This is a genomic window from [Empedobacter] haloabium (genome assembly GCA_008011715.2).
Classification (GTDB): domain Bacteria; phylum Pseudomonadota; class Gammaproteobacteria; order Burkholderiales; family Burkholderiaceae_D; genus Rugamonas; species Rugamonas haloabia.
Map to the genome: position 1 here is coordinate 3,381,860 of CP136508.1, position 17,035 is coordinate 3,398,894.

Below are 17,035 nucleotides of genomic sequence, written 5' to 3' on the forward strand. Positions count from 1 at the left end.
CGATTTGGCACGGCAACCCGGCAAGCGACCCACCGGTGACAGGCACCTGTTCCTCGCGAGCCGGGATCGCAGCGCGTGCTGGATCGGCCAACCGTGTCATTGATTCCGGTGTCTAGGCCATCGCCCGGAACGTCGCCCGCAAATGCTCGACGAAGGTTACGGGATTCTCCATTGCCGCGAAATGGCCACCGCGTTCGGCTTCGCCGAAAAAGCGCAGGTCGGCAAATCTCGCTTCCGCCCAGCGCCGCGACAGTCTTAGCTGTTCACCCGGAAACATGCTGACACCCGCAGGCAGCGGGATCGGCGCAGCGGGCATTCCCTGCGCCATTTCCCTCACACCTTCCCAGTAAAAGCGCGCGGCGCTCGGTCCGGCGTTGGTCAGCCAGTACAGCATCACGTGGTCGATCAGATGGTCGAGGGGAATCACGCTTTCCGGATGCCCACCGCTGTCCGAGACGTCCTGGAACAGGGCGTACAGCCAGCCGGCCAGGCCGACCGGCGAATCCGCCAGCCCATACGCCACCGACTGCGGTCGCGTGCTCTGAAGCTTCATGTAGCCGGAATATTCGCGGTCATACCGCGCGGCGTCTGCCAGCATGCGCCGCTCCTCGGGCGTCGCCTCGGCGACCTCCTGTGCCGTCGGCTGGAACATCACCATGTTCAGGTGGATGCCGGCCAGGCCTGGCGCGCGCATGTGGGCCAGCGCGGTCGTCACCGCCGCGCCCCAGTCCCCACCCTGGGCCAGCCACCGTTTGCCATAGCCCAGGCGCTGCATCAGTTCCTGGAACGCGCTTGCGGTGCGACCGACACCCCAGCCCGGTTCGGACGGCTTGTCCGAAAAGCCGAAGCCGGGCAAGGATGGCATCACGAGGTGAAAGGCATCGGTGGCACGCCCGCCGAATTCGCGCGGCCGGGTCAGCGGTCCGATCACTTCCCTGAATTCGAGGATCGAACCCGGCCAGCCATGCGTCAGCAGCAGCGGCGTCGCGTCCGCTTCGGGCGAGCGGATGTGCAGGAAATGAAAGCCCAGGCCATCGATGACCGTACGGCTGCTGCCCCAGTCGTTGAGCAGGGCTTCGGTAGCGCGCCAGTCGTAACCGCGGCGCCAGCGTTCGACCAGCGCGCGGATACGGTCGGGGTGCGGCCCCTGCGAACCGTCCGCGACCGTGCCCGGGTCGGGCCATCGGATGCGACCCAGCCTGTCGGCGAGATCGTCCAGGTCAGCCTGCGGAATGTGGATGGGATACGCATCGATTTGCTTGGTCATGTCAGCCTTCGGGATGGGAGTTGTTCATTCGTTGCTCGAACCGAACACCTTGTTGCAATATGCGAGCAGAAGTTCCGGTTCCGCGGCAGGCGCGCGGAAGGCGATGTGGCCGTCCGGCCGGACCAGCACCAGCGCGGGTTGACCGTCCATGCCGTAAGCGGCATGCGCCTCGCCGTCCAGATCGGAGAGGACCACGGCATCGTCCGGCTGCGCGAGCGCGGCACCCAGGACCAGCCTTGGCCGGACGAAGGTCCAGGGCGATGCGGCGGCGATGGCGGTGCGCAGTTGTGGCAGCGCTTGGGCCTGCTGGCCGTCGAAGGCCAGCAAGGTCCAGCCCCAGGTATGGCCATCGGGGTTGTAGAGGTGCGCAAACAGTGTCGTCGATGTGCCGTCCGCCGCGATCACGTCCGCGTCGGGTGCGCGATCGCCGGGATGCGGCACCTGGCGCCGCAGCAGGTCGCGCAAGCGGCCGAGGTGATCCTCGTTCAGCGGGCTGTCCGGGTAGCCCACCGTCAGCTGCTGCAGGTCGTTGGTGCCCTGGATCAGCTCACCGATATTGGGCAGGAAGCTGGCGGCCACGCGCATCGCCGCATCCGTCAGCGTCCCGCGATAGACGCTGTTGCGGAAGCCCTGCTCCTGCTGCTTGTCGAGGCGGCGATGCTCGCCACCCCGCTCGGCGTCGTAGGATGTCAGCACGATGGGCTGCGCCCGTTCATTCAGCACCATGGCCAGCCGCCAGGCGACGCCGACGGCGTCGTGCAGGCCGGCATTCATGCCCTGCCCGCCCGCCGGCAAGGTCAGGTGTCCGGCGTCGCCGGCCAGCAGGATGCGGCCCTTGGCGTAGCCGGTCGATACACCGTGCTGGAAGCGGCTGTGCGTCAGCCAGATCGGATCGGACAGCGTCAGCGTTTCGTCCTGCGTCACTTCGCGCGCGATCGCCTGCATTTCTTCCAGCGTGGGATCGCGGTCCGGCAGTCCCGTGTCGTCGGACAGGAAAAACAGGCGGTGGTAGCCCTCCCAGACCGGCAGCACGCCACAAAAGCCGCGTGGATAGTAGAAGAACCACAGGTGGTCGAAGTCGGTCGAGCGGCGCCAACGCAGCCTGGCGTCGACCTGGCGGTTCATGCAGTTCGGCAGTTTCTCGGGCTCGAAGTCGAGGCCCAGCGCCTTGCGCACGAAACCTTCGTGACCGTCCGCACCCACCACGTAGCGGCAGCGCAGCTTTTCCACCGGGCCTTCGGTCTCATGCTCGTCCGTCGCACCGACGGTGGCGATCGACACCCAGACCCCATCCTCGTCCTGCTCCATGCCGACCACCTTGCGGCCGCGCTCGACCGTGCCGCCTTTGGCCTGCACCTGCTCCGCCAGCACCGTCTCGATGACGTCCTGGCCGCTGTACAGCACGTCCGGATAGGGACTCGCGACATCGGCGATGGCGATCGGCTCCACCGTCTTCCCGTTCAGCAGCGTGTTGATCTGCCTGATCCGGTGCGATCGGCTTGCCAGGGCATCGCGAATGCCGATTGCCGCCAGCAGTTCCTGCGGCCGGGCCCACAGGTTGTTGGCGCGTGAATTCGGTTTCGGTTCGCGCCGTTGTTCGAAGAGGCGGAAGGCGACACCGTGATGTGCCAGCGCACAGGCCGTGGTCAGGCCGATCGGGCCGCCACCGATGACGATCACGTCGGTGTCGAAATCCGCATCCCTGTATCTGTTCGTCATGCTGCATCCTTTCTCAGTCGGTTTCCGGTAGGGCGGCATCCGGCGGCAGGTCGAGGACCTGGGCCAGCACCTCGCGCAATTCGGCCAGGACGGCGCTGGCGATGGCGACCCGCTCGGCACCGATGCGCTCGAGTGCGATGCGATCGACCGCCGCGGCCGCCGCTTCCGCCGCCGTCAACGCCTTGCGGCCTTGCGCTGTCAGCACCACCAGCCTGGCCCGCTGGTGGTGCGGATTGGCCGCGAACGTGACGAATCCGCGCTCGGCCAGCAGCTCGACGACGCGCTGGACGGCCTGCCGCGTGAGGCCCATATTGCGGGCGATATGCGCCACCGGCAGCGGCGCGGGCGCATAGCCCAGGGCGCCCAGTACCTGCCACCACGCGGTCGTCAGGCCGATATCGCGTACGAGCTTGTTGCCCGAATCCACCAGGCGGCCGTTCGTCGCGAACACGTTCAACACCAATTCGCGAATGGGCTGGGCAGGGTTTTCGTTGTCCATGGCAGTATGTTTGCGATATGACAGCATGCTGTCAATTGTGCGGATGGTGCGGCGGTAGCGCCGCCCGGTCAAAGGCGGTTCAGCCCGGCTTTGGAGAGCTCGCGTTGCCCGGGAACCAGCTGACGCGAACGGCGCGCCCAATAAAAAAACGCCGGGTCACCCCGGCGTTTTCGCATTCAGTCCAGACGATTCGTCAGAACTGGTTCATCGTATTGTGCACGCCACCGGCCTTCAGCGCCGCTTCGCCGCTGAAGTATTCCTTGTGGTCGTCGCCGATGTCCGAGCCGGACATGTTCTGGTGCTTGACGCAGGCGATGCCCTGGCGGATTTCCTTGCGCTGCACGCCGGCCACGTAGCCCAGCATGCCCTGCTCGCCGAAGTATTCCTTGGCCAGGTTGTCCGTCGACAGCGCGGCCGTGTGGTAGGTCGGCAGCGTGATCAGGTGATGGAAGATGCCGGCTTCGCGGGCCGCGTCGGCCTGGAACGTGCGGATACGCTCGTCCGCCTCGCGCGCCAGTTCGGACTCGTCGTACTCGGCGCTCATCAGCTGGGTACGGTCGTACTGCGACACGTCCTTGCCCTGTTCCTTCATCGCGTCATAGACCTGCTGGCGGAAGTTCAGCGTCCAGTTAAACGACGGGCTGTTGTTGTACACCAGCTTGGCGTTCGGGATCACCTTGCGGATTTCCTTGACCATGCCGCCGATCTGGGCGATGTGCGGTTTTTCCGTTTCGATCCACAGCAGGTCGGCGCCGTTCTGCAGCGAGGTGATGCAGTCCAGCACGCAGCGCGCTTCGCCGGTGCCCTGGCGGAACTGGAACAGGTTGCTCGGCAGGCGCTTCGGACGCACCAGCTTGCCGCCCTGCTTGATGACGACGTCGCCGTTGGCCAGCGCGTCGGCCGTCACTTCCTCGATGTCCAGGAAGCTGTTGTACTGGTCGCCCAGGTCGCCCGGTTCACGGGTGTAGGCGATCTGCTTGGTCAGGCCGGCGCCCAGCGAGTCGGTACGGGCGACGATCAGGCCGTCGTCCACGCCCAGCTCCAGGAAGGCGTAGCGCACGGCGCGGATCTTGGCCAGGAAGTCCTCGTGCGGCACGGTGACCTTGCCGTCCTGGTGGCCGCACTGCTTCTCGTCCGACACCTGGTTCTCGATCTGGATGCAGCAGGCACCCGCCTCGATCATCTGCTTGGCCATCAGGTAGGTCGCTTCCGCGTTGCCGAAGCCGGCGTCGATGTCGGCGATGATCGGCACCACGTGGGTGACGAAGCCGTCGATCTTGGCCTGGATGGCGGCGCGCGAAGCGTCGTCCTTGGCGGCGTCCAGCTGGCGGAACAGGCCGCCCAGCTCACGGGCATCGGCCTGGCGCAGGAAGGTGTACAGCTCGCGGATCAGCGAGGCGACGGCGGTCTTCTCGTGCATCGACTGGTCCGGCAGCGGGCCGAACTCGGAACGCAGGGCGGCGACCATCCAGCCGGACAGGTACAGGTAGCGGCGGTCGGTGCTGTTGAAGTGCTTCTTGATCGAGATCAGCTTCTGCTGGCCGATGAAGCCGTGCCAGCAACCCAGCGACTGGGTGTACTTGGACGGGTCGGCGTCATAGGCTGCCATGTCGCGGCGCATGATGGCGGCCGTGTAGCGGGCGATATCCAGGCCGGTCTTGAAGCGGTTCTGCGCACGCATGCGGGCCGCGGACTCGGGGTTGATGGCGTCCCAGGCGCTGCCCTCTTTCTGCTTCAGGGTGGCGATGGCATCGATATCGGTTTGGTACTGTGACATGGTGGCGCTCCAGAATGAGTGAATCGGAATCGTTTGGGTCTTTCGTGCCGTGCCGCGGTGCCGTGTTGCAGTGCACGGATTGGCTGACCCGATGACTTCATTCTAGACCAAGTTCAGGAAAGTCCTATGTCTTATATAAGAGTTGTTGTTTTAAGTATTTTCCTTATTTTTCAGTCGCTTATCATTCACATCCCATAAAGTGAAATGTCTTTTCGCGCAATGAGAGCAAAAAATGTTCCGATATGGCGGTGCAATACCATAATGTGAAATGGCGTTCATTCTCATGAAAAATGGCGGGGTTCGGGTCGACCGCAGCGCGATTGTCAGGCAGGGCCCTTGTTGCGACCGGCGTGCCGGAGGGCTCCCTGAACCCGAGACCGGAATCCAGGGTCGGACCCGGCGGGTCCGAGCTCCATGCTGTCGGGTGTGGAACGGTCCGCGGCGCGCAGAAGACGTCGCTGAGCCGGCAGACCGGGTGCCGCCCTGATCGCTCCGGCACCGGCGTGCCGGGTTCGTTACGCGTTCCGCCCCGGGAGCAAATGCCGGAACGTCGGCTCGATATTCATCGCGTGGAGGTGGCGCACGATGTCCTCCAGCGTGGCGTCCTTCAGCAAGAGTCCTTCGCGCGTGGCGGCGAGGGACGCGGCAATCGGCTCCTCCGGCACGCGCCGCAGGATATCGACCGCCTGCCGCACCTGCGTCAGGCTGGCGCTCTCGATCCCTTGCAAGAACGCGGCCTGGGCCGCGAGCGGTGGCCGCATCTCCAGCCCCGGCTCGTCCGCGAACGACGCGCCCATGCCGGGATGGACGAACGCCGCCCAGCGGCCGCTGGCGCGGTTCAGGCACGGCGGCAGCGGTACCGGCGTCAACACATCGAAGGCCGGCACGCCGGGGCCATGGTGCGAGCGCAGCAGGTCGCCCAGCTGCTGCGCCAGCGCGGCCGGCACCGCCTCGGCAAACGACAGCCACAGGCGGTAGCCGGTGGCGCCGTCGATGCTGACGGCCGGCGCCGGCAGGCCCAGCTCGCCCTGCAGCAGGTTGGCAACTTGGCACAGCCGCTCCCATTGCGCCGCGCCGCCGGCGTCGGGCCGGGCGTCGAAGGGCAGCACGATGGCCCGCACCGCCCCGGCCGCGCCCAGCGCGAAGGCGCGGGTTGCGTCCCCTTCCATCTGCGCCGTCAGGGCCTCGGCTGCGCCCGGCCCGGCCGGCAGGTACAGGCGGATGAGTTGCGCTATCAATTCCTGCATGATGCTTCCTTCTCTTGCATAGTGATGTAACGGTCCCTATCAGTAACGGTCCCTATTAGTAACGGTCCTATTATCGCCGCCCGTGCTTCCCCCGGGGCACTGCACTACAATAGCGCTCCCTGCCGCCGCCTGCCATCATGCAGACCAAGATGAACGCTCCAATGGACACCACCGACCTGCCCTTCCGGGCCACGACCGGAGAAGCCTGCGCCTGGCTGGCGCAACAGACCGCCACGCCGTGGAGCCTGGCGCGCCTGCTGGAACACGGGCTGACACCCTATGTCTGGCTGGACTACGATGCGGCGCTGCCGGAGCTGTTCGGCGACGCCAACGGCGGCTATGCGGCGCCGATCTTCTTCCAGGACGATATCGCCCGGCTGGCCGCGGGCAGCGCGGACGTGCTGATCACGCTGACCAAGGACGCCTACGGCATCGTCGCCCGCCCGCCGGCACCGGGTTTCACGCGCCGGCTGGACGAACTGCGCTTCCAGAAAAAGGACTTGGCGGCGCTGGCCAAGCAGCTGCTGCAGCCGCCCGCGGCGGCCAAGCCGGCGGCCGAATCGCCCTTCGGCATCGGCCGGGACCAGGTGCTGACAGCGTTCGGCCGCATCGTGCGGCTCGATCTGGCGCAGGCGCTCGACGATGCCATCGGCATCTTTGGCGACGACGGCGCGCGCGTCAAGGCCAGCGTGCGCAAGTCCAAGCGCCACGCGGTGTGGAATCCCGTCACGCTGGCCTTGGGCCTGCACGACGTCTATCGCGCCCCGCTCGGTCCCTTGAAGAAGGCCTTCAATACGCACGACTTCCTGCGGGCGTGGCGCGACGACTGGGAACAGTCGCTGCGCCTGCTGGGCAAATAAAGCGCGACTCAGCGGACCAGCAGCAGGCGGCGCAGCTGCGCCGCCTGGTAGGCGCCGAACGTCTCGCCGAACAGGCAGCGGATCAGCGGATCGTCGACCACGTCGGCATCCGCCAGCGCCCGTTCGGTGGCGGCATCGAACACCATGGCGTTGACGCGCAGGTACATCGACGTCAAGGCTTCTCCTTCTTCCAGTGCCGCATACAGCTTGGCGGCGGGCACTTCGGTGCTCCAGCCCAGCGGCGCCGCATCGTCGTCAAGCGTGGCCGGCACGCCGGGCCCCAGGCGGTAGCGCAACTGGGTCGGTGTGCCCGCGGCGTCGTACAGCGTCAACTGCCAGACGCGCGGCACGTCGAAATAATCGCCCGCCACGTCCGTGCCGGCGTAGCGCGCCGGCAGTTCGGTCAGGCAGAAGTGCATGACGCGGGCTTGCTGCAGCGGCGTCAACGCCGCGAACTGGCGCGCTATCTGCGCGGTCGGCGGCGGCGCGGCATTGCCCTCGTAGGCGTAGTCGACGTCCTGCGGCCCGACCGGCTCCACCCACGCCAAGCGCGGCGCGGGCTGCAACGACGTGCCATCGAGCCGCACCGCCACGCCGGGGTCGAGGCGCACCACCTGCGCCCGCGGCAGCGCCGCCGCCACCTCGCGCGCGAACAGCGCATACGAGACGGGAAAGAACGCGCGGTTGTACCAGGACCATGGCTCCAGGCGGAACTGGCAGGAGCTGGGCACCACGTAGCGCGGCGCCAGTGCCTGCAATTGCCCGCACCAGTGCTCCGGCAGCGCCGGCGGCGCCGCCACGGCGCGCGTCGGCGCCAGCACCTCGATCTCGCGCATGGTCTGGAACGGCCACAGCACCATGTCCCACGGGCCTTGCGCGACCAGCTGGGCCAGGGTGGCGTCGTCGAGCCATGAATCGACGACGTTCAGCACGTTCTGGCCGGCCGCCTGGACCTGGAACATCGAATCGACTTCCGCATCCATCGCCTCGCGCGGCGTCACGCGCAGTGGCCCGACCTGCACCGCCTCGTTCAACCGCAACGGCGTCACCCGCGTGAACCCCAGCTGTTTCACCATCTCGAACAGCTCGTCGAACACGCAATAGATGTACAGAGGCGTGCCGCGCTCCAGCAGGTCGAGGCTGTCGAGGGAACAGTGATCGTCGTGGAAGTGCGAGATGAAGACGGCGTCGAAACGCTGCTGGCGGATCGCCGCGACGTCGAAGCGCACGTCCGGGAACGCATGGCAGTTGCGGCTGAACGGGTTTTCGAAGATGGGGTCGAAGGCGATGCGCGTGCCGGCGCATTCGAATACGTAACCGGCATGCAGGATGCGGGCGATGGTCAGGGCTGGCTGGGTCATGGGAGTCTCGGTTTCGGCCGCATTGTAACCCGCCGGCCGAGCCGTGCGACCGGCGATCACGGAATCGGGGCACCATAGCCACGTCAACGACAATCACCGACGAAAGGAACACGATGAAGCGAACCACCAGACGTATCGTCATCACCGGCGCCTCCAGCGGGATCGGCGCCGCCACCGCCATTGCCTTTGCCCGCCAGGGCTGCCAGCTCGTGCTGGGCGCACGCGGCCGGGCAGGACTCGAAGACATCGCCAGCCAGTGCCGCGCGGCCGGCGGCCAGGCCCAGATCGGCATCGTCGATGTCACGGACGCTGCCGCCGTGCGACGTTTCGCGGCCGAGGCGCGCGACGCGCTGGGCGGCATCGACCTGTGGTTCAGCGACGTGGGCATCGGCGTGGTGGGCAAGTACCTGGACGTGCCGATCGCCGACCACCAGCGCGTGATCGAGGCGAACCTGCTCGGCCATATGAACGACGCGCACGCGGTGCTGCCGATCTTCCAGCAGCAGGGCCATGGCATCTGGGTCAACATGATTTCCATCGGCGGCTTCATCACGTCGCCGTACGCGGCCGCCTATGCGGCCAGCAAGTTCGGCCTGCGCGGCTTCAGCGCGGCACTGCGCGGCGAGCTGCGCGACTGGCCGGACATTCATGTGTGCGATGTCTACCCGACGTTCGTCGACACCCCGGCGATCTACCACGCCGGTAACTACACGGGAGCCCGGCTGACCTTCCCGCCCGGCGCGCTGACGCCCGAGAAGGTGGCGGACGCCGTGGTGAAGCTGGCGCGCCGCCCGCGCGACACGACGGTGCTGGGCGCGCCGGAGAGTGCCTTGCGGCTGGGCGAGTTCGCCAACCCGGTGGCGGCCTCGCTGATGAACCGCTTCATGGACGCATGGTCGAAGAAGGCCGCGCCGGCGCGCCCCACCACCGGCACGATGTACGCGCCGCCGGCAGGCCCCAGCGGAGTGCGAAGTGGCAGCGGCAGCGGCCAGCAACGCTCCAGCCAGGGCAGCCATACCGCGCTGCTGGTCGGCGCGGCGGTGGCCGCCGCCGCGCTGGGGATGCGGCTGGCGCGGCGCGCGCCGTGAAGCGCGGCTGTCTTACTTGATCCAGACCGCGTAGTTGGTCCCGGAGGTCTGCAAGGTCCAGCCGCTGCCCGGGCTCCAGCTGTTCGGGCCGATCTTCATGGCCAACTGGCGCGTGCCGCCCGTGACGATGGCGGCGTACAGCCCCTGCGTGGCCTGCTGGATCGCCACCGGCGACGTCGACGTCACGCCGGCCGCCTTGCGTGCGTTGATCAGCGCGCCGATCTGCGCCTTCAGGCCCCAGTCGTAGACGTGCGGGTAGAACACGGTCGGAATGCCCGGGTGGGTCAGGATGTAGGCATAACCCTGCATCACGCTGCCGCATGGCGCCGCCCACAGGTTCTGCCCGCTGCCGCAGCTGGCGGCCGGGCCGGTGTCGTGGTTGTCGACGAACGTCACCGACATCGCCGGCCACCAGCCGATGGTGCCCTGCGGCTTGCCGTCGGTGGCTTTCAGGCGCCAGTAGTTGCCGTTGGCGAGGGCATCGTTCAGGATGCCCTTGGTGGTGAAGTCGAAGGCGCCGCAGGCATTGCCGGTGCCGTTGATCCAGTCCATGATCATCTGGCGGTTGGCGTTCAGGTTGTTCAGGTCGAAGTCGGGCCACACCTCACCCACGCAGAAGTCGGGCGCGAAGGCGTTCGCATACTGGCCCGCGTAGCCGGCGCCGAAGCCGCGCACGTAGTCGAAGCGCAGGCCGGTGAAGCCGACCGGCTTGATCGTGTAGTTCAGCCAGTGCTTGATGCCGTTCTGCGTTTCGCCCACATTGGTGTGATCGAGATCGCGACCGGCCGAGAAGCCGGTCCCGGTGTCGCCACTGCCCATGCCGCAGTTGCACTCGTCGCCATTGACGACCGTGTAGGTACTCCAGGTCGGATTGGTGAAATCGGCCCAGCCCTTGGTGCCGACCCGATGATTGACGACGATGTCGGCGATGGACTGGATGCCCTGCTCCTTCAGCGCACGCACTGCTTCGTACAGGTCGCCCGACGTACCGTAGCTCGAGTCCAGCACGTCGAGGCGGCGCGGCAGGTAGCCTTCCGGCGCCGCCGAATCCGACGACGGCGGGAACCACACGTGCGTGATGCCCAGCGCGGCCAGGTCGGTGGCATTGCCGCGCAGCCGGTTGTACCAGTTCGGATTGGTGGCGCTGGCCGACTGCCAGTGGAAGCCCTGCAGCAGGATGGCCTTGCTGGCGCCGGCTTGCTGGGTAGGGGTGGCGGCGCTTGCGTTCGGCACGGCGGCAAACGTCCCCGCCGCCAGGGCGGCGGCCAAGATGTGTTTTTTCATTGTTGTCTCCAAGGTTGAACGCCGAACTACAGCAGTCGTGTAGTCGGACTACTCTCCTCGGCCTGCCTCTGTTGGTCGAGGCTCGGTCCGGGATGATGCGATTGTTCGCCATACGCGCACGCACGTCAATCGAAATCCGGCAGGGTTAGTAGTTTTGGTACAGTAATTCTGACAGGTGACTTCGCATATGTAGTCTGAATACACTGCCATCGCACAGGCACGGCAACGCCGTCCCACGCAATCGTGCGGGCTGGGATCGACCTGAACTGATACTCTGAGTATTAGTTGATGCCGGCATTGGCGCCGGCACGGATGACCCATGCGCCCCCACTCTCCTTGCTCCGATCGCCCCGTTTCCTTGGCCCTGCTGCTCGCCCTGCTGTGCTGCTATCCACTGTCCCTGGTGATTCCGCCCGCCTGGGTGTGGGAAAACGGTATCGTCGAGGACGGTGACGTGATTGTCCTGGGGCTCGGTTGCGCGTGGGCGTTGGCCGCGTGGCTGCGCGAGCGCCCCGCCCCGGCGGCGCTGCTGGCACGCAGCGTGGTGCCGCTCTGGACGATCCTGATCGGCCGCGAGATGAGCTGGGGTGCCGTGCTGTTCGCCCCGGATCACATGACCGTCGCGGGGCCGGTCTTCACGTCGCACCACTTGTGGTATCGGCCCGCGGTCACGCCGCTGCTGGTGCTGCTGTTTGCCTGGGCGGCATGGTCGGCCTGGCGCTGCCGGCTCGACCGCCAGCTGTACGGCGTGCTGGCGCGCGGGCGCTTCCCGTGGCCCGCCCTGATGGTGGTGCTGGCAGCGGCCGTGGGCTCGAGCTGTGCCGAATCGCACCTGCCGGCCTGTGTCGCTTCCCTGCAGAACCAGCGCTTCGAGGAATTGGCGGAACTGGTGGGCTACATCGCGCTGGTGGCCGTGCAGGCGCGCGTGCTGGCGCAGTGCCGCACCACCTCCCCCGCGGCGGCGGCGACGCCGGCGCGCGCCGGTTGACACAGTCTAGGTGCCATCCGGATCGCGCAGCCGCCCCGCCTCGACCGCCAGTTGCCACGCCCGCGCCGCCAATTGACGGCGGCGCTCCGGGTCGCGCGCATACAAGGCCCCACCCAGCAGGGCCGCCAGCAGCAAGGCGTCCTCGGCCTGGAAGTCGGCGCGGCACGTGCCCGCGGCGCGCGCCCACGCGACCGGCTGTGCGAATGCGGCAACGAAGCGCCGCTGGGCAAGTTGGAACTCGGCGCTGTCATGGTCGAACGCCTGCCAGTACTCGGCCAAGGGCGCGCGCGCGACCATGTGCTGGGCCAGGAAACGCAGCAAGCGCACCAGTGCGTAAGGATCGCCGGGCGCACTAGCCGCCTCGGTCTCCAGCGTGGCCAGCGTGCGCTGCAACAGGCCGGCGATCAGCGCGTGACGGTCGGCGAAATGCCGGAACAGCGTGGCACGGCCAATGCCGGCCCGCTGCGCGACCGCGTCGAGCGGTGCATTGACACCGCTTTCGAGGAACACGGCTTGCGCCGCGTCCAGCAGCCGATCGCGATTTTCGACCGCGTCGGCCCGTCGGCGGGCGGCGACCTTCGGCTGTGACGGCGTCGCACTCATGCGCACGACGCAGCGCGAGCGCGCGTGGGAAAACTGTCAACCGGGCGGAAACGGGGCGGAACGGTCATGACGTGTGCCGATGCTTGGGAGCCGGCAGTATGCGCGCTGCCTCCTGCCATGGCAAGCGTGCGTTCGACCGATCCTGCGCGCCGTCCCGCCCTCCCCATTACGGCTGCGGCTCCCACCCCGCGCCGCCGCCATACCCCGCGAACACCTGGGCGCGGCTGGCGAAACCGGCCGCCACCTCGTGCGCGCGCAGCTGGTAGCCGCCGACGCGGGCGGACAGGTCGAGCGGGTTGCCGGCCAGGTCCATCGTGCCGTATTCGCGCCAGCCCGACGTGGCGTTCGGCGTGGCGGGATGGGGCGCCGGCTGGCCGTTCACGCCCTGGCCGGCCCATCCGGCCGGTGCCACGTGCCGGTCCATGCGGCAGTGGATGAAGGCGATATTGTCCCAGCTGGCCGTGCCGCCCGGGCTGCGCGCCAGGTAGGTGGCGCCGGCCGGCACGTCGCCGTGGCGCGGCCCCGGGCCGGGGCCGTGCGTCAGGCGGCTGTTGAGGAACACGAAGCCCTTGTCCGTGGCCGCCGGCACGCGCGCCTGCAGCACGTAGCCGCCGCTGGTGGCGCTGGTGGTGTCGCCCACCGAGCGGATCTCGCTGTCCTCGAACAAGGCGGCGCGGCTGCCGCCCCAGATGAAGTCGACATTGCCCGCCACCAGCGTGCGGTAGAACCATGACCAGCCCTTCAGGTTCAGCGTGTCCTGCTCGCTGAGGAAGGCCGCGTCCTGCGCAATCAGGCGGCCGGCATCGCTGTTGAAGTACAGCGTCTCGGCCTGGCCGGCCATGCCGGCCGCACGCAAGGTGGTGTTGTTCAGCGTGAGCCGTTGCAGCCGTAGCATGTCCGCGCCCTCCACCAGCAGCAGTGCGCGACCGCCATTCGTGCCGCTGCTGGCCGGCCCCTGGCTGGCGCCCGTGCCGGGGTTCAGCGTCTCGTTGTTGGTGTAGCGGATCACGACGCCGTCGCGGGTCTCGCCAACGATGGTGACGTTGTCCTTGCCGCGCAGGTAGAGCAGCTCGTCGTAGGTACCGTTGCGCACGCCGATCGTGACGGGCGTGGCTTTTGGCACGTATTGCATCGCGTGGTTCAGCGCGCCCTGCACGGTGCGGAAGTGGGCGCTGCCGTCGTCGTCCACCACGAAGGTGGTGCCGTCGGGTGCGGCGGCCCGGGTCGTGAACGTCCAGTTGGCGGCCTCGCCGATCCCCCGGAACGGCACGCCGCCCAGCTTCGTGTTGGTGAACACGCCGTCGGCGACCGCCACGTAGTACTCGGTGTTGTAGGCCAGCTTGTTGCCGTGCAGGTGAATCGTCGCCGTGTTGCCGTCGATGCGGATCGGCGCCGTGCGCACCTTGCGCACCTGGGCCTGGCCAGGGTAGCCCAGCACGTCGGTCTCGCCGCTGGTACGCACCACGTCCACCAGCACATCGTCGATCTTGCGGTACACGCGCACGCTGCCGCTGCCCAGCGTGGGCGGCGTGTCGAACGCCAGCCGCAGCGGCGTGTCGACCGGTTCCACCCCGCCCGCCGGGGCCGGATAGGTGGCGCGCTCCAGGCCATAGGTCTGCGTGGGCTGCTCGAAGCCCGGGGCGACGCTGACGACGATCGTCCGCATCAGTGCCGGGTCCGAGCCGGAGCGCAGCACGATCTCGGCGCTGCCGGCGGCCAGCGGCGCGATCGCGACCGTGTTGCCGTCCAGCGTGACACTTGCCACCGTGGGATCGCTGGAGGCGGCCGTGAAGCTGTCGGCGCCGCCGTCCGGCGCCACCGCGTTGACCGAAAGGCGGTATGGCGCGTCGCCCGCCTCCGCCTCGATGCTGGCGATGCCTGGCGCGAGCGTCAGCTGGGCGGGCTTCCTGGCGGGGTCGCCGATGCGCACGTCGTCGATCTGGAACGATTTATTGGCCGTGTACAGGCCCACGAGGCCGCGCGCCGCGAAGGTCTCGTCCGTGATCGAGCCCAGGTTTTCGCCATCCAGGTACACCGTCAGCGTGCTGCCGGCCAGTTCGAAGCGCACCGTGTAGAACGGTCCGTCCATGGCGATGGACTTCTTGACCTGCTTCGGCCGGCTCAGGCTCCCCGCCAGCATCCGCGCGATCTCGACCTGGGTGCTGGCCGTGCTGCTCTGCACGTTCAGGCCGGCGCCATACCAGTTGTTCGCATCGACATAGCGCGTGAGCAGGTACAGCTGCTTGTTGCCGGTGGTGCCGTTGGTGAGCGGCCGGATGCGCGCCTCGACGTAGTAGTCGCCGCCTGGCACGGCCGCGAGCGCGCCGGGTTTCAGCAGCGCCAGCACGCCGCCGGTGCTGGCGGCCGTGTACTGCAGCAGCTTGTTCGCGCTGCCGGCCACTTCGTCCTGCACGCGAAAGGCACCGTTCGGCCCGGGCAGCGGCAGCAGGTCCCACTGGGCCGCCGTGCCGGCCTGGAAGTCGTCGCAGAAGTACAGGCCGGACGGCGGGCAAGCGCCGACGGGCCCCGTGTCGATCGTCGTGCTGCCCGTGCCCGTCACCGCGCTCTGCAGCTTGCCGCCGCCGGCCTGCGCCAGCGCGTTGGCCTTGACGAGGCTGGGCGGGCGCACGCTGAACGGGTAAGGCGGCGTCCAGGCCACATCGGCCGACACGCCACAGGCCCCCAGCGGCGCGCCGTTCAGCAGCGAGCCGCTGTCGCGGAACGCGCCCGGCACCGCGCCGCCGAAGTCCTTCACCACGTCGCCGCAAGAGTGCGCGCCCACCACCTCGAACAGATTGTTCTGCGCCAGGATCTTCGCCGCATGCGCCACGCCGACGCTGTACGACACCGGGTAGACGGGATGCGTCTTCGAGCCGGCGAAGTAGTTGTTGAACAGGTGGACCTGGCCGTAGCGCACGCGCGGCGCGCGGCTGGCCACGTCGCGAAACACGTTGTTGCTGAAGGTGACGCGCAGGCGGCCTTCGTCGCCGCTGGCGCTGTCGCTGCCGCCGACCAGGTTGTTCTTGTTGTGCTGCTCGAACAGGTTGTACGACACCGTCACGTAGTCCGAGCCGTTGGTGATGTCCAGCGCGCCGTCGTGGCATTGGCGCACGTGGCCGTTCTCGACGGGCAGGAACGCGTCCGTCAGCGGGGCGTCGGTGAAGCTGACGTGATCGACCCAGACGTGATCCGAGTTGGAGACGCCGATCGCGTCGAACGCGGCGTTCCAGTTGCCCGTGGCGCCGTCGTTCGGGTCCCAGACGGGCCCCACGTCGCAGGCGTTGACCAGCTTCAGGTTGCGGATGATGACCTGCGACGCGTTCGACACCAGGATATGGCCGTTGACGATGCCGGCGTTGGCGCCAGCGCCGATCAGGGTCGTATTGCTCTTCAGGCGCACGGCGCCGCGCGCGGCCTGGTCGGCGCTGCTGGTGAACGGCTGGCCCTCGCTCATGTCGACGATGCCGGTCAGCTTGATGATCTTGGCATTGGTGCCGCCGTTGTAAAGCGCGGCCAGCAACTGGGCGCGGTTGGCGACCGTGTACACCTGGCTGGCCGGCGCGGTCGAGCCGCCCAGGGTGCCGCCCGCCTGGCTGGCCCACCCGTCCGGCGGCGCGGCCTGGCGCGCGGGGTCGGTCGCATCGGCGGCGTGGCTTGCCGTGGCTCGCAGAAGGATAACGGCGGCCAGTGCCGCGATGGATGGCAATGGGCGCATGTCAGCCTCCCTTGGCACGGCGCGGCTTGCGCGTGCGCGTTGCCGCCAATGCGGCCAGGCCGGCCAGCAGCAGCGCGGGCGTGGCCGGTTCCGGCACGGGCGCGGCGGCACTGATCTCGGCCGTGACGGAGCCGAACTCGCTCCACGCCACGTCACCCAGCTCGAGCGCGAAGCTGTCATCGTCCAGCAGCGTGGCCACCGGAATGCCGCTGGCGCCGGCGGCGCTGGTGAAGGTGATGGCGCCGATGGCCGCGGCCAGCCTGCCGCCGAAGTCGAAGCGCATCGTGTAGGCACCGGCGGGAATGGCGCCGTTGGCGATCACCGTCATCGCGCCGCTCGGGGCAAAGTCGATGCCGAACAGGTAGTCGGCGGTCAGGAACTCGACGCCGCTGTCGCTCGGGTCGAGCCGGGTCGTGTTCGAGCCAGGCACGGCGGCGAAGTCATGGTCCAGGCCGAGCATGCCGGCGGCGCTGCCGTTGTAGGTGGCCGTGATGACGGCGTCGCGCAGCGCGATGGGTGCCGCATGGGTAGCGGTGGCGGCGCATAGCGCCAGCACACCAGCAAGGTGTTGGGGTTTCAAGGTGTCTCCGATCTGATTGTTGTGATGGTCGGAAGCGCCGCCGGGGA

The 17,035-nt window shown here is 68.0% G+C and carries 13 protein-coding genes; 3 read left to right on the plus strand and 10 right to left on the minus strand.

From position 1 onward, the window contains the following. Positions 1-112 precede the first annotated feature (112 nt). The 5 genes from E7V67_014740 to E7V67_014760 form a co-directional block, all read right to left on the minus strand. Positions 113-1,267, minus strand: coding sequence for an alpha/beta fold hydrolase (locus E7V67_014740; protein WUR10979.1), 1,155 nt, complete (start codon positions 1,265-1,267; stop codon positions 113-115). A gap of 24 nt (positions 1,268-1,291) precedes the next feature. After that, complete coding sequence (locus E7V67_014745; protein ID WUR10980.1) at positions 1,292-2,986, minus strand: FAD-dependent monooxygenase; 1,695 nt, start codon at positions 2,984-2,986, stop codon at positions 1,292-1,294. Positions 2,987-2,999: 13 nt separating this feature from the next. After that, positions 3,000-3,485, minus strand: a complete 486-nt coding sequence (locus E7V67_014750) for a MarR family transcriptional regulator (GenBank protein ID WUR10981.1) — start codon at positions 3,483-3,485, stop codon at positions 3,000-3,002. Between the two features lie 193 nt (positions 3,486-3,678). Next, positions 3,679-5,262 (minus strand): isocitrate lyase, encoded by a 1,584-nt coding sequence (locus E7V67_014755; protein ID WUR10982.1) that lies wholly within the window; start codon positions 5,260-5,262, stop codon positions 3,679-3,681. Between the two features lie 515 nt (positions 5,263-5,777). Beyond that, entirely contained in the window at positions 5,778-6,509 is a 732-nt protein-coding gene (locus E7V67_014760; protein WUR10983.1) for a hypothetical protein, read from the minus strand. Between the two features lie 161 nt (positions 6,510-6,670). Between E7V67_014760 and E7V67_014765 the strand changes: the two genes are divergently transcribed. Beyond that, entirely contained in the window at positions 6,671-7,369 is a 699-nt protein-coding gene (locus E7V67_014765; GenBank protein WUR16286.1) for a hypothetical protein, read from the plus strand. An 8-nt stretch (positions 7,370-7,377) separates the two neighbouring features. On the opposite strand, the gene E7V67_014770 is transcribed toward E7V67_014765, so the two are convergent. Then, positions 7,378-8,730, minus strand: a complete 1,353-nt coding sequence (locus E7V67_014770) for an MBL fold metallo-hydrolase (protein ID WUR10984.1) — start codon at positions 8,728-8,730, stop codon at positions 7,378-7,380. A 113-nt stretch (positions 8,731-8,843) separates the two neighbouring features. Here E7V67_014770 and E7V67_014775 point away from each other — a divergent pair, with 113 nt between their 5' ends. Further along, a complete protein-coding gene (locus E7V67_014775) occupies positions 8,844-9,818 on the plus strand; it encodes an SDR family oxidoreductase (GenBank protein ID WUR10985.1) in 975 nt (324 codons plus the stop codon). Between the two features lie 12 nt (positions 9,819-9,830). On the opposite strand, the gene E7V67_014780 is transcribed toward E7V67_014775, so the two are convergent. Beyond that, positions 9,831-11,102, minus strand: coding sequence for a DUF1921 domain-containing protein (locus tag E7V67_014780; protein WUR10986.1), 1,272 nt, complete (start codon positions 11,100-11,102; stop codon positions 9,831-9,833). A 358-nt stretch (positions 11,103-11,460) separates the two neighbouring features. Here E7V67_014780 and E7V67_014785 point away from each other — a divergent pair, with 358 nt between their 5' ends. After that, the gene (locus E7V67_014785; GenBank protein ID WUR10987.1) at positions 11,461-12,090 is read left to right on the plus strand and encodes a hypothetical protein; all 630 of its coding nucleotides are present in this window, start codon (positions 11,461-11,463) and stop codon (positions 12,088-12,090) included. Between the two features lie 6 nt (positions 12,091-12,096). Here E7V67_014785 and E7V67_014790 read toward each other — a convergent pair whose 3' ends face one another. From E7V67_014790 to E7V67_014800, 3 genes are all read right to left on the minus strand, one after another. Then, the gene (locus E7V67_014790; GenBank protein WUR16287.1) at positions 12,097-12,693 is read right to left on the minus strand and encodes a TetR family transcriptional regulator; all 597 of its coding nucleotides are present in this window, start codon (positions 12,691-12,693) and stop codon (positions 12,097-12,099) included. A 166-nt stretch (positions 12,694-12,859) separates the two neighbouring features. Then, positions 12,860-16,408, minus strand: coding sequence for a pectinesterase family protein (locus E7V67_014795; protein WUR10988.1), 3,549 nt, complete (start codon positions 16,406-16,408; stop codon positions 12,860-12,862). A 1-nt stretch (position 16,409) separates the two neighbouring features. Further along, on the minus strand, positions 16,410-16,988 hold the full coding sequence (locus E7V67_014800; protein WUR10989.1) for a PEP-CTERM sorting domain-containing protein: 579 nt from the start codon (positions 16,986-16,988) through the stop codon (positions 16,410-16,412). Positions 16,989-17,035 lie beyond the last annotated feature (47 nt).